General features: G+C 72.3%; 17 protein-coding genes. 12 read left to right on the top strand and 5 right to left on the bottom strand.

Going from position 1 to position 19,174, the window contains the following annotated elements:
- Positions 1–26: 26 nt before the first annotated feature.
- Positions 27–1,133 carry a DUF5937 family protein gene (locus RI578_RS17740; protein WP_310871978.1) on the bottom strand — a complete coding sequence of 369 codons (1,107 nt, stop codon included), beginning with the start codon at positions 1,131–1,133 and terminating at the stop codon, positions 27–29.
- A gap of 171 nt (positions 1,134–1,304) precedes the next feature.
- Between RI578_RS17740 and RI578_RS17735 the strand changes: the two genes are divergently transcribed.
- Positions 1,305–1,520, top strand: a complete 216-nt coding sequence (locus RI578_RS17735; RefSeq protein ID WP_310871977.1) for a hypothetical protein — start codon at positions 1,305–1,307, stop codon at positions 1,518–1,520.
- 28 nt (positions 1,521–1,548) lie between these two features.
- On the opposite strand, the gene RI578_RS17730 is transcribed toward RI578_RS17735, so the two are convergent.
- Entirely contained in the window at positions 1,549–2,763 is a 1,215-nt protein-coding gene (locus RI578_RS17730) for a beta-eliminating lyase-related protein (protein WP_310871976.1), read from the bottom strand.
- Between the two features lie 213 nt (positions 2,764–2,976).
- On the opposite strand from RI578_RS17730, the gene RI578_RS17725 reads away from it, so the two are divergent.
- The 10 genes from RI578_RS17725 (at position 2,977) to RI578_RS17680 (ending at position 11,517) form a co-directional block, all read left to right on the top strand.
- Positions 2,977–4,041 carry a DUF2520 domain-containing protein gene (locus tag RI578_RS17725; protein ID WP_310871975.1) on the top strand — a complete coding sequence of 355 codons (1,065 nt, stop codon included), beginning with the start codon at positions 2,977–2,979 and terminating at the stop codon, positions 4,039–4,041.
- A complete protein-coding gene (panC, locus tag RI578_RS17720; protein ID WP_310871974.1) occupies positions 4,038–5,048 on the top strand; it encodes a pantoate--beta-alanine ligase in 1,011 nt (336 codons plus the stop codon). The genes RI578_RS17725 and panC overlap by 4 nt, the downstream gene beginning before the upstream one ends.
- Positions 5,045–6,778 carry an L-aspartate oxidase gene (locus RI578_RS17715; RefSeq protein ID WP_310871973.1) on the top strand — a complete coding sequence of 578 codons (1,734 nt, stop codon included), beginning with the start codon at positions 5,045–5,047 and terminating at the stop codon, positions 6,776–6,778. The genes panC and RI578_RS17715 overlap by 4 nt, the downstream gene beginning before the upstream one ends.
- Positions 6,779–6,783: 5 nt before the next feature.
- Positions 6,784–7,764 carry a carboxylating nicotinate-nucleotide diphosphorylase gene (gene nadC, locus RI578_RS17710; protein WP_310875795.1) on the top strand — a complete coding sequence of 327 codons (981 nt, stop codon included), beginning with the start codon at positions 6,784–6,786 and terminating at the stop codon, positions 7,762–7,764.
- Between the two features lie 4 nt (positions 7,765–7,768).
- On the top strand, positions 7,769–8,566 hold the full coding sequence (locus tag RI578_RS17705) for a type III pantothenate kinase (RefSeq protein WP_121748364.1): 798 nt from the start codon (positions 7,769–7,771) through the stop codon (positions 8,564–8,566).
- Positions 8,567–9,023: 457 nt separating this feature from the next.
- Entirely contained in the window at positions 9,024–9,629 is a 606-nt protein-coding gene (locus tag RI578_RS17700) for a hypothetical protein (protein ID WP_310871972.1), read from the top strand.
- A gap of 23 nt (positions 9,630–9,652) precedes the next feature.
- A complete protein-coding gene (locus RI578_RS17695; RefSeq protein ID WP_055418607.1) occupies positions 9,653–9,832 on the top strand; it encodes a hypothetical protein in 180 nt (59 codons plus the stop codon).
- Between the two features lie 143 nt (positions 9,833–9,975).
- The gene (locus RI578_RS17690) at positions 9,976–10,386 is read left to right on the top strand and encodes a BlaI/MecI/CopY family transcriptional regulator (protein ID WP_193776423.1); all 411 of its coding nucleotides are present in this window, start codon (positions 9,976–9,978) and stop codon (positions 10,384–10,386) included.
- 9 nt (positions 10,387–10,395) lie between these two features.
- A complete protein-coding gene (locus RI578_RS17685) occupies positions 10,396–10,905 on the top strand; it encodes an amino-acid N-acetyltransferase (protein ID WP_121748368.1) in 510 nt (169 codons plus the stop codon).
- A gap of 276 nt (positions 10,906–11,181) precedes the next feature.
- A complete protein-coding gene (locus RI578_RS17680) occupies positions 11,182–11,517 on the top strand; it encodes an Lsr2 family protein (protein WP_310871971.1) in 336 nt (111 codons plus the stop codon).
- A 38-nt stretch (positions 11,518–11,555) separates the two neighbouring features.
- On the opposite strand, the gene RI578_RS17675 is transcribed toward RI578_RS17680, so the two are convergent.
- Positions 11,556–12,302, bottom strand: coding sequence for an SCO3374 family protein (locus tag RI578_RS17675; RefSeq protein ID WP_399060512.1), 747 nt, complete (start codon positions 12,300–12,302; stop codon positions 11,556–11,558).
- 430 nt (positions 12,303–12,732) lie between these two features.
- Between RI578_RS17675 and RI578_RS17670 the strand changes: the two genes are divergently transcribed.
- A complete protein-coding gene (locus RI578_RS17670; RefSeq protein WP_121748371.1) occupies positions 12,733–15,258 on the top strand; it encodes an ATP-dependent Clp protease ATP-binding subunit in 2,526 nt (841 codons plus the stop codon).
- A gap of 83 nt (positions 15,259–15,341) precedes the next feature.
- Here RI578_RS17670 and RI578_RS17665 read toward each other — a convergent pair whose 3' ends face one another.
- A complete protein-coding gene (locus tag RI578_RS17665) occupies positions 15,342–18,371 on the bottom strand; it encodes an NACHT domain-containing protein (RefSeq protein WP_310871969.1) in 3,030 nt (1,009 codons plus the stop codon).
- A gap of 43 nt (positions 18,372–18,414) precedes the next feature.
- Complete coding sequence (locus tag RI578_RS17660) at positions 18,415–19,083, bottom strand: HAD family acid phosphatase (RefSeq protein ID WP_310871968.1); 669 nt, start codon at positions 19,081–19,083, stop codon at positions 18,415–18,417.
- Positions 19,084–19,174 lie beyond the last annotated feature (91 nt).

Here is a 19,174-nt window from a genome sequence, read left to right as displayed (position 1 = left end):
CGGGCGCCCGACCGGCCGCACGGCGGCTACCGGAGTATGCCTTCCAGGAAGTCGCTGCCCAGCCGGGCCACCACCGTCACGTCCAGCTGGTGCAGGACGTACCGTCCGCGGCGGCGGGTGGTGATCAGGCCGGCCTTCTTCAGCACGCCCAGGTGCCGGGATATCTCCGGGGCCGTCATGCCGTGCGCCTGCGCCAGCTCGCTCGTGGTGTACGCGCTGCGGGCCAGATGGCGGCAGATCCGCATCCGGACCGGGTGGGACAGCGCGGTCATCCGCAGCGTGAGCTGCTCGACCGACGGCGGCGATGCCAGCTCGGGGGAGCCGACGGGGTAGTGCAGCACCGGCTGCCAGTCGTGCCGGTGCAGGACCATCAGATGCGGCCAGCCCAGACTCGTCGGGACGAGCAGGAGCCCGCCGTCCGCCGTCGCCGAACGGCCGTCGCCCAGCTTGTCGACCGTGATCCGCGCGGCGCTCTCGTCCAGCGTGACCGCCGGGGACACGGCGGCCAACGCCTCGGCGAGGCCCTTGCGGTGCAGCAGGTCCGTCTTGTGGCGGGCGTCCGCCGCGAGCTGGTGGCGCAGCCGCGACCAGGCCTCCGCGAAGAACGCCTCGTCGCAGTCCTGCGCGAACTGCCGCAGCCAGCCGCGGATCAGCGGCGGATCGGCCAGCAGCCGCTCGCTGAAGCGCAGCTGTTGCGGTCCGCGCGCGGCGGCCAGGTCAAGCGCGCGGCGGCGCACCTCGGCGTCCTTCAGCGCCGAGACCCCACCGGTGCTGTAGGACAGGGCACAGGTGAACTCCAGTGCCGCGTCCACGAACTGCTCGTCGGACAGCTTGTCGAGCAGGTCCAGGTCCTCGGCGAGGGTGGCGCCGGGCAGCGTGCTGCGGCCGGGCACGCCGGCGAACGGCATGAACAGGTCCGAGAAGGTCGTCCGCCACAGGAAGTCCGCCTCGCACATCCGGTCGGCCAGATGCGAGTCGAGCCGGGCGGTCACCCCCGTCGCCCAGGCCTGGAGGCCCGGGTGGTGCCCCGGCTCGGACAGCGCGTGCAGCGCCATGCCCAGCTCGGCCAGGGGTGAGGGCACGACGGCGATCCTCTCCGGCCGCAGCCCCGCGATGTCGATGCGCACGCTCATGCCCTCATGGTGCACCCCGCCACCGACAACGCCGCCGCCGATTGACCGCCGCCGTCAATCGGCGCGACCGCGGAGCCGTGCCGGAGCAGTCTGGAGTCACCGGGGCAGCCGCGGAGCCCGTTCCCTCTTCCACTCACTTCCCCTTCCACGTCCCCCGAGAAGGCGATCCCCATGAGCATCACGCAGCAGTACCTCCTCGACACCTACCGTGCCCGGCAGCTCGGCGAGCCCGCACCGCCCGCGCCCGGCACCCACGACCGGCGGGTCGTGCGCGAGTGGCACGACCGCCGCCGGTTCCGGGCCGTGCTCGCCGGCCGCCCGGCGCACGGCCGCGTGCGGCGCGCCCTGCGCCGGTGGTGGTCCCTGTGGCCGCGCGCTCTCGGCTGACGCGGGCGGCCGCCGGGCGCGCCGCCGTTCAGCCCGTCAGCCGGGCCGCGAACTCGGCGACCGCCGCCTTCACCTCGTCGGCCGTCCAGTCCAGGCCCGCCGCGTCCACCCCGACCTCGGTGACGGCGAGTCCCGGTCCGGGCGTGTCCCAGCCCCGGGAGAAGAGCAGGGTCCCCGTCTCCTCGCCCTGCCGCACCGCGGCCTCGCCGACCACATCGGCGTCGTACGGCAGCCAGACCTGGAACTCGTGGGTGTGCGGCTCCTCGGGGTGCACCCGCACCCACGGCAGCCCCGCCGCCGCGAAGCCCTCCCGCAGCGCGGCGGCCACCACGCGCGCGTGGGCCACGTACTCCGGCAGCCGGGGCAGCTCGCGCTCCAGGCCGGCCAGGGCCGACAGCACCGTGGGGAACTGCTGGAACACCGCGCCGCCGTACCGGTGCCGCCAGGCCTTCGCCTCCTCGATCAGCGTCCGGGGACCGGCCAGGGCGGCGCCGCCGTAGCCCTTGAGGGACTTGTAGAACGAGACGTACACGCTGTCCGCGAGACCCGCGATCTCCTCCAGTGGGCGGCCGAAGTGGACGGTGGACTCCCACAGCCGGGCCCCGTCGAAGTGGACCACCGCGTCGCGCTCCCGCGCGGCCTCGACGACACCGGTGAGCTCCTCCCAGGTGGGCAGTACGAAACCGGCCTCCCGGAGCGGCAGTTCCAGCATCAGCGCCCCGAACGGCTCGTCGAAGTCGCGCACCTCGTCGGCGGTCGGCAGCCGGGGCTCGCTGGTCACCCGCACCGGGCGCAGCCCGCTGACCCGGCTGAAGGCGTCGCGCTCGTGCATCTCGGGATGACTGAGCCCGTGCAGGGCGACGACCGGGTCGCCGGTGCGGCCCGCCCAGCAGCGCAGGGCCACCTGCTGGGCCATGGTGCCGGTCGGGAAGAAGGCGGCGGCCTCGGCGCCGAGCAGGGCGGCGACCTTCTCCTCCAGGGACTCCACGATGCCGTTGCCGTAGATGTCGGACGGCTCGTCGAGGTCGTACAGCTCGGCCGCCCCGTCCAGCAGGGCGAGCCGCTCGCGCAGGGTGGTCGTGAACCCCGGGCCGACGAGTGTGCGCCGGGCGTCGCGATGGGCGGCCACGCGCCGCTCCCGGAGCCGCGCGCCGCGGTCCTCCGCCGATTTCGCCGGCTCGGTCGATTTCGACGACTCCGCCGACTCCGCCGGTTCCGCTTGTCCTGCTGCCGTATCGCTCATGCCGGGGATCATGCCGCGCGGACGTCGGCGCGGGCATCCGGGTTTTCCCACGGGTTCCGTCACGCGTTTCCACGCGCGCGTGAGGGTGTGCCCCGTCGTCGCACGGAAACCCACAGCCTGTGGACAACCGGACGTGCCCCGAACCAATCGCGTTAACATGACGAGAAATCGTCCGGTACCCCGAGCGGACTGGAACGGGAAGGCCGCCGTCGCGTGAACACAACCCCACAGCCAGACCCCAGGGACCGCCCCGCGCGTCTCACCGTAGGCGTCGTCGGCGCCGGACGCGTGGGCCCCGCGCTCGCCGCGTCCCTCCAGCTCGCCGGGCACCGCCCGGTGGCCGTCTCCGGTGTCTCCGACGCCTCCAGGCGGCGTGCCGCCGCGCTGCTGCCCGACGTGCCGCTCATGCGGCCCGCCGAGGTCCTCCAGCGCGCCGAGCTGGTCCTGCTGACGGTCCCCGACGACGCCCTGCCCGGCCTGGTGACCGGTCTCGCCGAGACCGGCGCGGTGCGACCGGGCCAGCTGCTCGTGCACACCTCCGGGCGGTACGGCGCGAGGGTCCTGGACCCCGCGCTGCGGGCCGGCGCCCTGCCGCTGGCCCTGCACCCGGCGATGACCTTCACCGGCACCCCCGTGGACGTCCAGCGCCTGGCCGGCTGTTCCTTCGGCGTCACCGCGCCCGAGGAGCTGCGGCTGGCCGCCGAGGCCCTGGTCATCGAGATGGGCGGCGAGCCGGAGTGGATCGCCGAGGACAAGCGCCCGCTGTACCACGCCGCGCTCGCCCTGGGCGCCAACCACCTGGTCACCCTGGTCGCCCAGTCCATGGAGCTGCTGCGCACGGCCGGCGTCGAGGCCCCCGACCGGATGCTCGGCCCGCTGCTGGGCGCCTCCCTGGACAACGCCCTGCGCTCCGGCGACGCGGCCCTCACCGGCCCCGTCGCGCGTGGGGACGCGGGCACGGTCGCCGCGCACATCGTGGAACTGCGCGCACACGCCCCGCAGGCCGTCGCCGGCTACCTGGCCATGGCCCGCGCGACCGCCGACCGGGCCCTGGACCACGGGCTGCTGAAAGCCGAACTGGCCGAGGACCTGCTGGGGGTACTCGCCGACGGCACGGACGGCGGCAACCGCACGGCCCCGGAGGACCGCACCGACCGCATCGACGGCCCGGACGGCATCGATGACAGTGACCGCATGTACGGCACGGACGGCATCGACGACAGCGACCGCACCGACGACAGCGACGGCACCGACGGCCCCGGGGGAGACGCCCGATGACCACCACCCCGCCCGCCCTGCTGCGCACCGCCGACGAGCTGCACGCGCGCGTGCGGCACGGCCGCCGGGCCGTCGTGATGACCATGGGCGCCCTGCACGAGGGCCACGCCACCCTGGTCCGCACGGCCCGCGACCTCGTCGGCCCGGACGGCGAGGTCGTCGTCACCGTCTTCGTCAACCCGCTGCAGTTCGGCGCCGGCGAGGACCTCGACCGCTACCCGCGCACCCTGGACGCCGACCTGGGGATCGCCGGGCGGGCGGGCGCGGACGCCGTCTTCGCCCCCGCCGTCGACGAGGTCTACCCGGGTGGCGAGCCCCAGGTGCGCGTCACAGCCGGCCCCATGGGCGAACGCCTGGAGGGCGCCTCCCGCCCCGGCCACTTCGACGGCATGCTCACCGTCGTCGCCAAGCTGCTCCACCTCACCCGCCCCGACCTGGCCCTCTACGGCCAGAAGGACGCCCAGCAGCTCGCCCTGATCCGCCGCATGGTCCGCGACCTGAACTTCGGCGTGGAGATCGTCGGCGTCCCCACCGTGCGCGAGGAGGACGGCCTGGCCCTGTCCAGCCGCAACCGCTACCTCTCGACCCGGGAGCGCCGCACCGCCCTCGCGCTCTCCCAGGCCCTGTTCGCCGGCCTCGACCGGCACGCGGCCCAGGAGGCGCTGCGCGCGCGGGCCCGCGAGGTGCCCGCCACGCACGCGCGTGCCGAGGCGCTCAGCGCCCTGGGCGAGTCCCGCGCGGCGGCCGACGCCCATGCCGTCGCCACATCCGCTCCCGGCGGCGCCACGGCCGTCCGGGCCGCCGCCCACCTGGTGCTGGACGACGCGGCCCGCGCCGATCCGCCGCTGGAGCTGGACTACCTCGCCCTGGTCGACCCGTCCGACTTCACCGAGATCGGCGACGACCACACCGGCGAGGCCGTCCTCGCCGTCGCCGCCCGGGTCGGCGCGACCCGGCTGATCGACAACGTCCCCCTCACCTTCGGAACCTTCGGAGCCGCCTCGTGACCAGCACAGGCATACGACTGCACGCACCCGCGCCCGGCTGGGCCATCGCCGCGGACGTGGTGGTCGTCGGCTCCGGCGTCGCCGGCCTCACCGCCGCCCTGCGCTGCGAGGCGGCCGGTCTGCGCACGGTCGTCGTCACCAAGGCCCGCCTCGACGACGGCTCCACCCGCTGGGCCCAGGGCGGCATCGCGGCGGCCCTCGGCGAGGGCGACACCCCCGAGCAGCACCTGGACGACACCCTGGTCGCCGGCGCGGGGCTGTGCGACCAGGAGGCGGTCCGCATCCTGGTCACCGAGGGCCCCGACGCCGTACGGCGGCTCATCGAGACCGGCGCGCACTTCGACGAGTCCGCCGAGGGCGGCCTGGCCCTCACCCGCGAGGGCGGCCACCACCGACGCCGCATCGCCCACGCGGGCGGCGACGCCACGGGAGCGGAGATCTCCCGCGCCCTGGTCGAGGCGGTACGCGCGCGTGGGATGCGCACGATCGAGAACGCCCTCGTCCTGGACCTCCTCACGGACGCGGACGGCCGCACCGCCGGCGTCACCCTGCACGTCATGGGAGAGGGCCAGCACGACGGCGTCGGAGCGGTGCACGCCCCCGCCGTCGTCCTCGCCACCGGCGGCATGGGCCAGGTCTTCTCGGCGACGACGAACCCGTCCGTCTCCACGGGCGACGGCGTCGCGCTCGCCCTCCGCGCGGGCGCCGAGGTGAGCGACCTCGAATTCGTCCAGTTCCATCCCACCGTCCTCTTCCTCGGTCCGGACGCCGAGGGCCAGCAGCCCTTGGTCTCGGAAGCGGTACGGGGCGAGGGCGCCCACCTGGTGGACGCCGACGGCGTGCGCTTCATGCGGGGGCAGCACGAACTGGCGGAACTCGCCCCCCGGGACATCGTCGCCAAGGGCATCACGCGCCGCATGCAGGAGCGGGACGCCGAGCACATGTACCTGGACGCGCGCCACTTCGGCGCGGAGATGTGGGAGCACCGCTTCCCCACGATCCTCGCCGCCTGCCGCGCCCACGGCATCGACCCGGTCACCGAGCCGATCCCGGTCGCCCCGGCCGCCCACTACGCCTCCGGCGGCGTCCGCACCGACGCCCGCGGCCGTACGACGGTCCCCGGCCTGTACGCGTGCGGCGAGGTCGCCTGCACGGGTGTGCACGGCGCCAACCGCCTGGCCTCCAACTCACTCCTGGAGGGCCTGGTCTACGCCGAGCGCATCGCCGCGGACATAGCCGCCGGCCACGCGGACGGCACCCTCCACGCGCGCGTACCCGCCCCCCTCCAGCAGCCCGCCCACCCGGCGCACCCGCTCCTGCCGCCCGAGTCCCGCCTGACCATCCAGCGGATCATGACCGACGGCGCCGGCGTCCTGCGCTCGGCCGACTCCCTCACGCGGGCGGCGGACCAGCTGCTCCACCTCCACACCGAGGCCCGCGAAGCCCTGCACGACAACGGCAAGACGTCCGAGCCGGGCGTGGACACCTGGGAGGCCACCAATCTCCTCTGCGTGGCCCGCGTCCTGGTGGCCGCGGCGGCGCGGCGCGAGGAGACCCGCGGCTGCCACTGGCGCGAGGACCACGCGGACCGCGACGACACGACGTGGCGCCGCCACATCGTCGTACGCCTGAACCCGGACCGATCCCTCGCCGTGCACACCACGGACACGCCAGAATTCCCCCCGACCACCCACGGCCCCCAGCCGGCGCAGCGTCCCCAGGAGCAGTGACAGCAGTGAACACCCCCGACCTTCCCCTCGCATCCTCCGGAGGCTGCGGCGACGGCTGCGCCTGCGGCGCGGACACCGACGAGGACGCCTTCATGGAGTGCGGCCTCGACCCCGCACTCGCGGCCCTGATGCTGGACTCCGGACTCGACCCCGTGGAGGTCGAGGACCTCGCGAACCTCGCCATCCAGGAGGACCTGGCGGGCGGCGTGGACGTGACGACGGTCGCGACCATCCCCGAGGACGCCGTGGCCACCGCCGACTTCACCGCGCGTGAGGCGGGCGTGGTGGCCGGCCTCCGGGTCGCCGAGGCGGTGATGTCGGTCGTCTGCACGGACGAGTTCGAGGTGGAACGCCACGTCGAGGACGGCGACCGCGTCGAAGCCGGCCAGCAGCTCCTCTCCGTCACCACCCGCACCCGCGACATCCTCACCGCCGAGCGCAGCGCGCTGAACCTCCTGTGCCGCCTGTCGGGCATCGCGACGGCCACGCGCGCGTGGGCGGACGTCCTGGAGGGCACGAAGGCGAAGGTCCGGGACACCCGCAAGACGACCCCCGGGCTGCGCTCCCTCGAGAAGTTCGCCGTCCGCTGCGGCGGCGGCGTCAACCACCGCATGTCCCTCTCGGACGCCGCCCTGGTCAAGGACAACCACGTGGTGGCCGCCGGCGGCGTCGCAGCGGCCTTCCGGGCCGTCCGCGAGCGCTTCCCCGACGTCCCCATCGAGGTCGAGGTCGACACCCTGCACCAGCTCCGCGAGGTCGTGGACGCGGGCGCGGACCTGATCCTTCTGGACAACTTCACCCCGGACGAGTGCGAGGAAGCGGTGGCCCTGGTCGCCGGCCGGGCCGCCCTGGAGGCCTCGGGCCGCCTGACCCTGACCAACGCCAAGGCGTACGCGGCCACGGGCGTCGACTACCTCGCCGTGGGCGCCCTCACCCACAGCTCCCCGATCCTGGACATCGGCCTGGACCTGCGAGCGGCGGAGTAGAGCCATGCTGCTGACGATCGACGTAGGCAACACGCACACCGTCCTGGGCCTCTTCGACGGCGAGGACATCGTCGAACACTGGCGCATCTCCACCGACTCGCGTCGCACCGCCGACGAGCTGGCGGTCCTCCTCCAGGGCCTGATGGGCATGCACCCGCTCCTCGGCGACGAGCTGGGCGACGGCATCGACGGCATCGCCATCTGCGCGACGGTCCCCTCGGTCCTGCACGAACTGCGCGAGGTCACCCGCCGCTACTACGGCGACGTTCCCGCGGTCCTCGTCGAGCCGGGCGTCAAGACGGGCGTCCCGATCCTCACCGACCACCCCAAGGAGGTCGGCGCCGACCGCATCATCAACGCGGTCGCGGCCGTCGAGCTCTACGGCGGCCCGGCGATCGTCGTGGACTTCGGCACGGCGACGACGTTCGACGCGGTCAGCGCGCGCGGGGAGTACATCGGCGGGGTCATCGCCCCCGGCATCGAGATCTCGGTCGAGGCGCTCGGCGTCAAGGGCGCCCAGCTCCGCAAGATCGAGGTGGCCCGGCCGCGGAGCGTGATCGGCAAGAACACGGTCGAGGCGATGCAGTCCGGCATCGTGTACGGCTTCGCCGGCCAGGTCGACGGGGTCGTCAACCGCATGGCCCGCGAACTGGCCGACGACCCCGACGAGGTCACGGTCATCGCGACGGGCGGGCTGGCGCCGATGGTCCTCGGCGAGTCCTCGGTCATCGACGAGCACGAGCCGTGGCTGACGCTGATGGGGCTCCGCCTGGTGTACGAGCGGAACGTGTCCCGCATGTAGCCGCCGGGGTGGGTGCCGGGTGCCCTGCGTTGGTGGGGCACCCGGTGTGGGTGCGGGCCGGGGGTGGGTGTCGCGGCCCGGCGCTACGGGGTGCCTCCCCCACTCTCGGCTTCGCTCGAGCGGGAGGTGCCCCCACCGCCCACCCGTGCCGCCCCAGCGGCACGACTGCCCGCGGCTATGCGGGAAGCCGCGTACGGCGAGAAGGGGACGTGTCGGGGGGTGTCCGCCCGCAGCGGTTGGCGCGTCAACGGACGGCACTTCCGTGGCCGACCGATTCCGCGCCGTTCCGAGGACGGACACCCCCCGGCGCGGCCCCGACCCACCACCCCACCGCACGCGCTACCCGCACCCCCACCGAACCCGCACAGGCCGCCGCAGGCACCCGCATACGAGTGGCCGCCCACGCCACACCGGCCCCCTATGCCGAGTTTGTCTGATTAGCGCGTATCGTCGCCGCATGCCCACGCCCTACGGATCCCGCGGCGGCATGGCGTTCGGTGCTCAGGAGCTGCGTGTGCTCCGGCGCGCCCTCGCCCTCGCCCTGAACCCCAGCCCCGTCTCGGCGGAGGAGGCCCAGGACTGTCTCCGCCTCGCAGAGTCGCTCGACGAGACGATGCGGGAGAGCGCCAGGCTGCGCGCCTTCCTGGTGGCCGACCTCGCCCGGTACCGCGCCGCGCTCCCCGGCACCGTCACCGGCTACCTCGCGCTCCTGGACGAGGCGCTGGGCGCCGGTCACCGCCCGGACGCGGACGACCTCGCCGCCCTCGGAGCCCTGCGCGGCAACCCCGCCGCGGCCGCTCTCCTGGCCCGCTGCGGGCCGAGGGCGGCCACGGCGACCCGCGCGGCCACGGTCGTCCTCCCGGCCGCCCGCACCCGCCTCCACGCTCTCCCCGGCGGCCGGCAGCCCGACAAGAAACCCGCACAGAAGCCCGCCCAGAAACCGGCCCCCCACCCCGCCCCGGCCACCCCGAAGCGCCCCGTCCCCACCCCGGGCGAGGTCTTCCCGCGCCGCAGGCCGGCCCCGCCCGCCCCCGGCTCCCGGCACCACCTCGCGGCCGGGTGACACGGCCTGGCTACCCTGGATCCATGGACTACGTCTCCGCGCTCCTGCCCCCGGCCGTCATGGCCGTGTTCTTCATCGGCGTGATCAGGGTGATCGTGAAGACCCAGGGCGGCGCCAACAAGGCCAAGGAGGACGCGGCCGTCGACGCCGCCCTCGCGCGAGCGGAGGGCGCCCGCCAGACGCCCGCCCACCCCGAGGCCTGACCGAGCCCCGGACACCGCCACCGCACTCGCGTACGACTCCCCGCACCCACCGCGAGGAGTCGTGCGCCCTTTTTGTGCTCATTTGCTCGCAAAATCGCACGTCCGGCACGCCATCGCCCAGATCTCCCACTATCGTTCAGAGCGTGCCTCGCCCATTGGGAGAACTCGAAGACGCGGTCATGACGAGGGTGTGGAAGTGGAACCGCCCCGTGACCGTTCGGGAAGTCCTGGAAGATCTGCAACAGGAACGGTCCATCGCGTACACCACGGTGATGACCGTTTTGGACAATCTCCATCAGAAGGGCTGGGTGCGCCGCGAGGCGGAAGGCCGGGCCTATCGATATGAGGCGGTCTCCACCCGTGCCGCCTACGCCGCCGCGCTGATGAACGACGCATGGTCCCAGAGCGACAACCCCACCGCCGCCCTCATCGCCTTCTTCGGCATGATGAGCGAGGAACAGCGCGAGGCGCTCAGAGACGCCATCCGCATCGTGCAGGGACCGGAAACCCCGGCGCCCAACCCCGGCTCGGTACCGGACGCGGGCGAGCGATAGCGTCCCCACATGTCAAAAGCCATCACCGTCCGGCGGGCCCGCACCAGCGATGTCCCCGACGTACGCCGGCTCCTCGACACGTACGTCCGTGACCGCATCCTGCTCGACAAAGCGATGGTGACGCTTTACGAGAGCATCCAGGAGTTCTGGGTCGCGGAACGGGACGACAACGCCGAGGTGGTCGGCTGCGGCGCCCTGCACGTGATGTGGGAAGACCTCGCGGAAGTGCGCACTCTCGCGGTGAAGCCGGGCCTGAAGGGCTACGGCGTCGGTCACCGGCTGCTGGAGAAGTTGGTGGAGACGGCACGCTGGCTCGGTGTTCGCCGCGTATTCTGCCTGACCTTCGAAGTGGACTTCTTCGGCAAGCACGGCTTCGTGGAGATCGGGGAGACACCCGTCGACACCGATGTCTACGCGGAGCTGCTGCGTTCCTATGACGAGGGCGTAGCGGAGTTCCTGGGTCTCGAACGAGTGAAACCGAACACCTTGGGCAACAGCCGGATGCTTCTGCATCTGTGATCGCCGGGCAACGGCGGGCAACGGCGGCCATCCGTAGCTCTTCGCAGCCCTTCGCCAGGTTTATTCCACCGGCGGACCGTTCGCGGGTTCCCTATGTCCGAAACGCGCACCTTTTCGGCCCGGAGGTGAGCTACCGGTCTCCGTCGAGGGTTTGTGTTTTTCCGGCAAAAGCGGTTTGCTTTCCGACGTACTGCAGTACTGCATATAACAAGGGACGGCGATACGGCGGACGCCGGCGGATCTCCGGCCCTCAAGTTATCGATGAAAGGAAATCCGGTGGCACAGAAGGTTCAGGTCCTTCTTGTCGATGACCTCGACGGTGGCGAGGCAGACGAGACCGTGACGTTCGCGCTGGACGGCAAGACGTACGAGATCGATCTCACCACCGCCAATGCGGACAAGCTCCGTGGGCTGCTCGATCCCTACCTGAAGGGCGGTCGTCGTACCGGGGGCCGTGCTTCGGGCGGACGCGGCAAGGCGCGCGCCTCTTCCGGCGGCAGCCAGGACACCGCGGCGATCCGCGCGTGGGCGAAGGAGAACGGCTACGAGGTCAACGACCGCGGCCGTGTTCCCGCGATGATTCGCGAGGCGTACGAGAAGGCCAACGGCTGATCACCCGACCCGCGCCACGGACTCCGCCCCGAACGCCCTCAGAGCGTCACCCGCTGGAACGGGGAGACCGGGAGGGAAGGGGAGGACGGCGAGGGCAGGGAGAGTCGGACCCGGTGGCACTGAGTCGCCAGCGTCTGGACCAGTCGCGCGAGATCGGGGGCCGTTCCGGCGCCCCCCATGGCCGACAGTGTCGGCAGCGAGGCCTCGACCTCGCACCCCGGCTCCGGGGCGCGCAGCCAGACGGCGGCGCCCTGCAGGCCGTCGCGACCCGGGGGACGCGGCGGCAGGCCGGTCGAGCCCGGTTCGGGGGCCAGGGGCGCCTCCATGAGGCCGCCCGCGCCGACCGCCGTCAGGTCGAGCGGCAGCGAGCCCCACTCCAGCCACTCCAGCAGCCCGGGGATCTCCTCCGCGCCGCCCGCCGCAACGAGCAGCAGCATCCGCTCGCCCCGGACGGCCACCGGAAAGCCGGGCCACCGCGGGGCCGGACCGCCGGGTCGCCGGAGCAGCCCCAGCCGCTCCAGTGCCGCGTGGCCGGCCTCGGCCGGGACGTCCAGTACGTCGAAGCGGACGCCCACGCGGAGCCGTACCGGGGCTCCGGGAGCCGTCGGCCAGCCGAGCACGCTCTCGTACCACCACCGCACCCGCTCCCACGTGCCACCCGCGTCGAGCGGCCGGCGGGGGAACGGCACCGAGGGGGCAGCGGGTGCCGCCGGGGCGGAGGGGTGGGCAGAGGCTGTCGTCCGGGCCGGAGGGACCGGAGGAACCGGGGGCGGGGCGCCGACCATGCCAAGTGCAACAGCCGAAAGAGCGCTCAGGTTACGCTGGGTTGCGGGGTGAATGCGCTGAGTTCCGGTAGAAGGGGCGTGCGGGGGTGCGGGGAGGCGCAAGGTTGTTCGCCCGTAGCGGAGGGAACCGGGGCGCGCGGCATGGAGTGTCAGTCCCAGCGGGTAAGACATCCCTAGTGGGAGGGGGCGACACGCAGATTGGGCCGTCTCACGTTCGCCATCGGCGTACTGGCGAGTGGGGTAAGTGCCTGGCCTGCGGGAACATCGTCTCGCACCATCGGGTTGTGGCAGATGTCGGCGTCAGGGGTCAGGAGGCCATCGACGGTGTCGGCAGTTGGAATGAGCGGTCCCCGCTTGCGGGACTAAGCTGCGGAAGGACAGGGAGGGGAAGTTCCCCTTACTGCCTGACCGCTCTGAGGAGCGATTAACGATGTTCGAGAGGTTCACCGACCGCGCGCGGCGGGTTGTCGTCCTGGCTCAGGAAGAAGCCCGGATGCTCAACCACAACTACATCGGCACCGAGCACATCCTCCTGGGCCTGATCCACGAGGGTGAGGGTGTCGCCGCCAAGGCCCTTGAGAGCCTCGGGATTTCGCTCGAGGCGGTCCGCCAGCAGGTGGAGGAGATCATCGGCCAGGGCCAGCAGGCCCCGTCCGGCCACATTCCCTTCACCCCCCGTGCCAAGAAGGTTCTGGAGCTGTCGCTCCGCGAGGCCCTCCAGCTGGGCCACAACTACATCGGCACGGAGCACATCCTGCTCGGCCTGATCCGTGAGGGCGAGGGCGTCGCCGCCCAGGTCCTGGTCAAGCTGGGCGCAGATCTGAACCGGGTGCGGCAGCAGGTCATCCAGCTGCTCTCCGGTTACCAGGGCAAGGAGACCGCCACCGCCGGCGGTCCTGCGGAGGGCACGCCCTCCACGTCCCTGGTCCTCGACCAGTTCGGCCGGAACCTCACCCAGGCCGCTCGTGAGTCCAAGCTCGACCCGGTCATCGGGCGCGAGAAGGAGATCGAGCGGGTCATGCAGGTGCTGTCCCGCCGTACCAAGAACAACCCGGTGCTGATCGGTGAGCCCGGCGTCGGCAAGACCGCCGTCGTCGAGGGCCTCGCGCAGGCCATCGTCAAGGGCGAGGTGCCCGAGACCCTCAAGGACAAGCACCTCTACACCCTGGACCTCGGCGCGCTGGTCGCCGGCTCCCGCTACCGCGGTGACTTCGAGGAGCGCCTGAAGAAGGTGCTCAAGGAGATCCGCACCCGCGGCGACATCATCCTGTTCATCGACGAGCTGCACACGCTGGTCGGTGCGGGTGCCGCCGAGGGCGCCATCGACGCCGCGAGCATCCTCAAGCCGATGCTGGCCCGTGGTGAGCTGCAGACCATCGGTGCGACCACGCTGGACGAGTACCGCAAGCACCTGGAGAAGGACGCGGCCCTCGAGCGCCGCTTCCAGCCGATCCAGGTCGCGGAGCCGTCGCTGCCGCACACGATCGAGATCCTCAAGGGCCTGCGCGACCGCTACGAGGCCCACCACCGCGTCTCCATCACGGACGAGGCCCTGGTCCAGGCGGCGACGCTCGCCGACCGCTACATCTCGGACCGCTTCCTGCCGGACAAGGCGATCGACCTGATCGACGAGGCCGGCTCCCGGATGCGCATCCGCCGGATGACCGCGCCGCCGGACCTGCGCGAGTTCGACGAGAAGATCGCCGGCGTCCGCCGCGACAAGGAGTCCGCGATCGACTCGCAGGACTTCGAGAAGGCCGCCTCCCTCCGCGACAAGGAGAAGCAGCTCCTGGCCGCCAAGGCCAAGCGGGAGAAGGAGTGGAAGGCCGGCGACATGGACGTCGTCGCCGAGGTCGACGGCGAGCTGATCGCCGAGGTCCTCGCCACGGCGACCGGCATCCCGGTCTTCAAGCTCACGGAGGAGGAGTCGTCCCGCCTGCTGCGCATGGAGGACGAGCTCCACAAGCGGGTCATCGGCCAGGTCGACGCCGTCAAGGCGCTGTCCAAGGCGATCCGCCGTACCCGGGCCGGCCTGAAGGACCCGAAGCGTCCCGGTGGCTCGTTCATCTTCGCCGGTCCGTCCGGTGTCGGTAAGACCGAGCTGTCCAAGGCGCTCGCGGAGTTCCTCTTCGGTGACGAGGACGCGCTGATCTCCCTCGACATGTCGGAGTTCAGCGAGAAGCACACGGTCTCCCGCCTCTTCGGTTCGCCCCCCGGATACGTGGGCTACGAGGAGGGCGGTCAGCTGACGGAGAAGGTGCGCCGCAAGCCGTTCTCGGTCGTCCTCTTCGACGAGGTCGAGAAGGCCCACCCGGACATCTTCAACTCGCTGCTGCAGATCCTGGAGGACGGTCGCCTGACCGACTCCCAGGGCCGGGTCGTGGACTTCAAGAACACGGTCATCATCATGACGACCAACCTCGGCACCCGGGACATCTCCAAGGGCTTCAACCTCGGCTTCGCGGCCTCGGGTGACAAGAAGACCAACTACGAGCGCATGAAGAACAAGGTCCAGGACGAGCTGAAGCAGCACTTCCGGCCCGAGTTCCTCAACCGCGTCGACGACGTGGTCGTCTTCCCGCAGCTGAGCCAGGAGGACATCCTGCGGATCGTCGACCTGATGATCGACAAGGTCGACGAGCGCCTCAAGGACCGGGACATGGGCATCGAGCTCTCCCAGTCCGCCAAGGAGCTGCTGTCCCAGAAGGGCTACGACCCGGTGCTGGGCGCGCGTCCGCTGCGTCGCACGATCCAGCGCGAGGTCGAGGACACGCTGTCGGAGAAGATCCTCTTCGGCGAGCTGCGCCCCGGCCACATCGTGGTCGTGGACACCGAGGGCGAGGGCGACGCCAAGACCTTCACCTTCCGGGGTGAGGAGAAGTCGGCGCTCCCCGACGTCCCGCCGATCGAGCAGGCGGCCGGCGGCGCGGGGCCGAACCTGAGCAAGGAGGCGTAGCCCTCCGGGGGTGAGCCGGGAAAGGGGCTGCTTCGGGACTTCGGTCCCGGGGCGGCCCCTTTCTTCTTGCCGCCTCGGCGGCGTCAGTCCAGGAGGACCTCCGCGTCGGGGAAGAGGGCGGCGAGGCGGTCGGTGTCCAAGGCGGCGCCGTGGGCGGCGCTGAGAGTGACGGTGCGCAGGTCGGGGAGGAGGGGTGGGAGGACGGAGATGTCCTCGTCGCCCTCCAGGTCCATGAGATTGAGGTCGACGACGCCGGGGAGAGGGGGCATCGGTCCGAGGTTGTCCGGGAAGAGGCAACCGTTCAGGTACAGGAGGGCGAGCTGCGGCAGACGCCGGACCTCTGCCCAGTCCTCAGCCGTGAGCGGCGTGGTCGGGGCCAGGTACACGGCCCCCAGGGTCTCCCAGTGGGAGAGGCCCCGAAGCCCGGTACCGGCGATCGCGTCATCACCGAGGTAGAGGTACGCCAGGGGCGCCCCCGTGGGAAGCGAGTCGGTCAGCCGCGTGCCGGGCAGCCGTTGGTCCACGGACAGCTGGCGGAGCGTGGTCAGGTCCGGCAGTCCGGTGAGGTCGGCGGCCTCCATGATCAGGAGATCGGTGAGCGACAACCCCGCCAGCTGCCCCAGGCCCCGGGCCGACGGGCAGTGGATCAGCAGGAGCCGCAGGGAGTCGAAGACCGACAGCTCACCCAGCTCGGTCACCTCGGGGTTGGCGACGATGTGCAGTTGCTCGACAGTCCCCGGGTCCGCCACGCAGCCGAGCATCTCGCTCGACCGGTGTGATCCGCGGAACCCGAGGCAGGCCCACGGTCCCATGACGGCGACCGCCTCCCGCTGGGCCGCGGTCGCGCACGTCAGGAACAGCCCCGTCCGCTCCAGGTGATCCAGGACCTCGACGGCGTACTCGTGCGCGTCGAACCGGTCCCAGGTCCCGACCAACTGCCGTCGCACATCGAGATCCGCGTGGTCCCGGAACCGGCGCAGCACCGCGAGTGCCCCGACCGGCTCCTGCCCCGCCAGCAGCGAGGCCGTCACCGTGACCCCGTGTGCCTCCGCGTCCGTCAGCCCCTCCGGCCCCGGCAGAAGCTCCAGCACCAGCGGCCCCGCCTCCGCCAACGCCTTCGCGTCCTCCTTCGACCCCGGCGGGATCAGCGCCCCCGCCCGCGCCTCCACCTCCGCCCGCACCGCCGGATCCAGGGCGGTCGCGTGCTCCAGGCAGGCCAGCGCCAACAAGGTCAGCCGGGGGGTGTCCGCCGCCAGAAGCCGGCGCAGCAGTACCGCACGCTCCCCGGGCCGGGCGTGGGCCACGGCCATGCGGATGACGTCCTCCCACTGGGTGTCGTCCGCACGGCCCGCGATGACATCGAGGTGGCCCTCCTCGACCGCGTACCGCGCGCCCAGGTAGTCCTGGAAGGTGCGGTGGACGAAGTCCAGGGTCCCTTCCCCGGGCCGCCGGAGCAGCCCGCTGCGCAGCAGCAGGGCGTGCAGGACCGTCGCCGCGTCCCCCTGCCCCGCCGCCGAGGCGACCGACGGCAGCGCGCGCTGCACGATGCCCTCGGCCGTTTCGACCTCCATCTCCGTACGCCCGCTCAGCACCAGCGCGTACGCCAGCCGCTGGAGCAGTTCCAGCTGCGCCTCCTCGCTCAGCTCGACCGCCTCCATGCCCCGCTCCCGGTCCCGGCGGGCGAGCAGCATCGTGAGGGCGGCGTCGTACAGCTCCTTGCGTCCCGTGGGGAGGTAGCCGCGGCGCTCCCGGTGCAGGGCGCAGATCAGGCCGCACATCAGCGGGTTGGTGGCGAGGCGGGCCAGGTCGCGCTTGGTGCGCAGGGCGTCCAGCAGATTCCCCTCGTACTCGGGGGCGTCGGCCGCCGCGTGCCAGCGCTGCACGAAGGTCGCCACGTCGGACTGGCGCATCGGGGTGAGCGCCAGTTCCCGGAAGCCCTCGGCGGTCAGCCAGTCGGGGCGTACGGCGGTGGGGCGGGAGGTGAGCAGCCAGCGGTTGCCGGGGAAGGCGCGGATGAGGGCGAGCAGCCAGTCGCGGGTGCGGTGCCGGTCGGCGGCGGGGATCTCGTCCAGGCCGTCGACGAGGACCAGGCCCCGACCGGCGCTCAGCACACGCTCCGCCCAGCCGTCCGGTGGGGTGAGCGGGCAGCCCACGGCGGTGAGGAAGGCCGCCGGGGCGGGGAGGGTGCCCGCACGGATCAGGGTGCGCAGCGGCAGGACGTACGGGACCCGGTCGCCGTCCCGGGCGGCGGTCACCGCCAGCCACTGCACGAGGGTCGTCTTGCCGGAGCCGGCGTCGCCGCGCAGCAGCACGCGGTCGTGGGTGAGGAGGGCGTCCTCGGCAGGCAGGCGGACGGTGCGTTCCGTTTCCGCGTGCTCCCCCGGGAGGGCGGCACGCTCCCCGTCGCCGGTCGCCTCCAGGCTCAGGTAGGCGACCTCCAGGGGCCATCGGTCCGGGGAGTCGCGCAGGTCGATGCCGTAGATGGTGATGCGGTTGTGCTGCTCGGCGGCGTAGGGCAGATAGCGGCGTTCGAAGGCGGTGTCGCGGGCGTCGGGGCGCGGGGTGCGGGCGATCAGTACGTCGACCTTGGCGATCAGCTCCGCGTGCCACCGGGACTGCTCCACCAGGGTCCGTGCGACGAAGGTGGAGCGCCGGGTGAAGAACTCCAGGATGTGCAGGCAGGCCCACTCCGTCACCGAGTCGAGGAAGTAGCAGGCGTCGGCGGACAGACCTCCGGTGGCCGAGGGCGTCCGGTACCGCAATTGCTTGGCCAGCTCCTGGTGGCCCAGCCGGACGGCCTGGACGTCGTCCATGTCCAGGTCGCCGAGGGCCAGCAGACGTGCCGTCAGGGCGTCGGTGACGGCCTCCGTCTCGTCCGGCGGGAAGGGCGGCTCGCCGGGGGAGTCCAGGGACGCCTCGACCAGCCGCCCGGCGAGCCTGCGCACCTCCGCCTCACCGAGGTGGCGCTGCTCGCCCCGGAAGGAGACCAGGCGGGTCAGCCGGACCGGCCGGTCGACCAGTCCGGCGCCGGGGCCGCCCGTCGCGAAGAGCTTCTTCACCAGCGGGGCGACCAGGCTGGACGCCAACTTCCCGCCGAGTACCGCCGGTTCCATGCGCCACCCCCGTGGTTGATCGACGGGGGGAGCCTATCGAGCGTCAGGACAGCTGGCCGTCGTAGTCCGGGAGTTTGAAGGTCTTCTCGGCGTGGCCGCCCGACAGGTCGGTGGCGCTGTTGCCGATGTTCGCGATGATCGTGTAGCCCTTCGACTCGATCTCGGCGCGCTGTTCGGTCTTGTACTCGGCGACGTCCCGGAACAGGTCGAGGAAGCCGCGGACGTGGAGACCGGAGGACTCGTATCCGGCGTGGTCGAGGTTCCACTCGGTGGGCGCCTCGATGATGCCCGGGCGGGCGGTCACGAAGAACAGGGCGACGCCGTGCTCCTGGGCGTACTGGGCGGCCTCCAGGACCGGCCGGTTGGCGGGCTGCGGGTAGCTGAAGCCGAAGTCGGTCTCCAGGGAGGTGTTGTCGATGTCGAGGACGATCGCCTGCTTCTCGCCGGGGCCGGCGTCGGCGATCCGTTCCTTCAGGTAGGGCAGGGCCCGGTCCATCACGGCCTTGCAGTCCCGCTGCCAGGTGTCGTAGTCGACGTCCGCCGCCGCAGCGGTCCCGGTCGCCGTGGCGCGCGGTGTTTCGGCCGGGGCGGCGACGGCCGGCGTGACCGTCGCGGTGAGCGCCGCAGCGGTGGCCGCGGCCGTGCCCGCCGCCCGCTTCCACGTACGCCGGGACTGGCGGGTCTGTCTGTTCTGTCCGGTCTGTTCGGTCATGGGGGGTTGGGGTCCTCTCATGCCTGCGCGGATGCCTGACGGCAACAAAGTTGTCGCGTGCATGCTTGCCCCAACAAGTGGCTGCACGGCA

Source organism: Streptomyces sp. BB1-1-1, from assembly GCF_031597775.1.
Taxonomy (GTDB): Bacteria; Actinomycetota; Actinomycetes; order Streptomycetales; family Streptomycetaceae; genus Streptomyces; species Streptomyces thinghirensis.
This window is presented reverse-complemented; position numbering and strand designations above follow the sequence as displayed.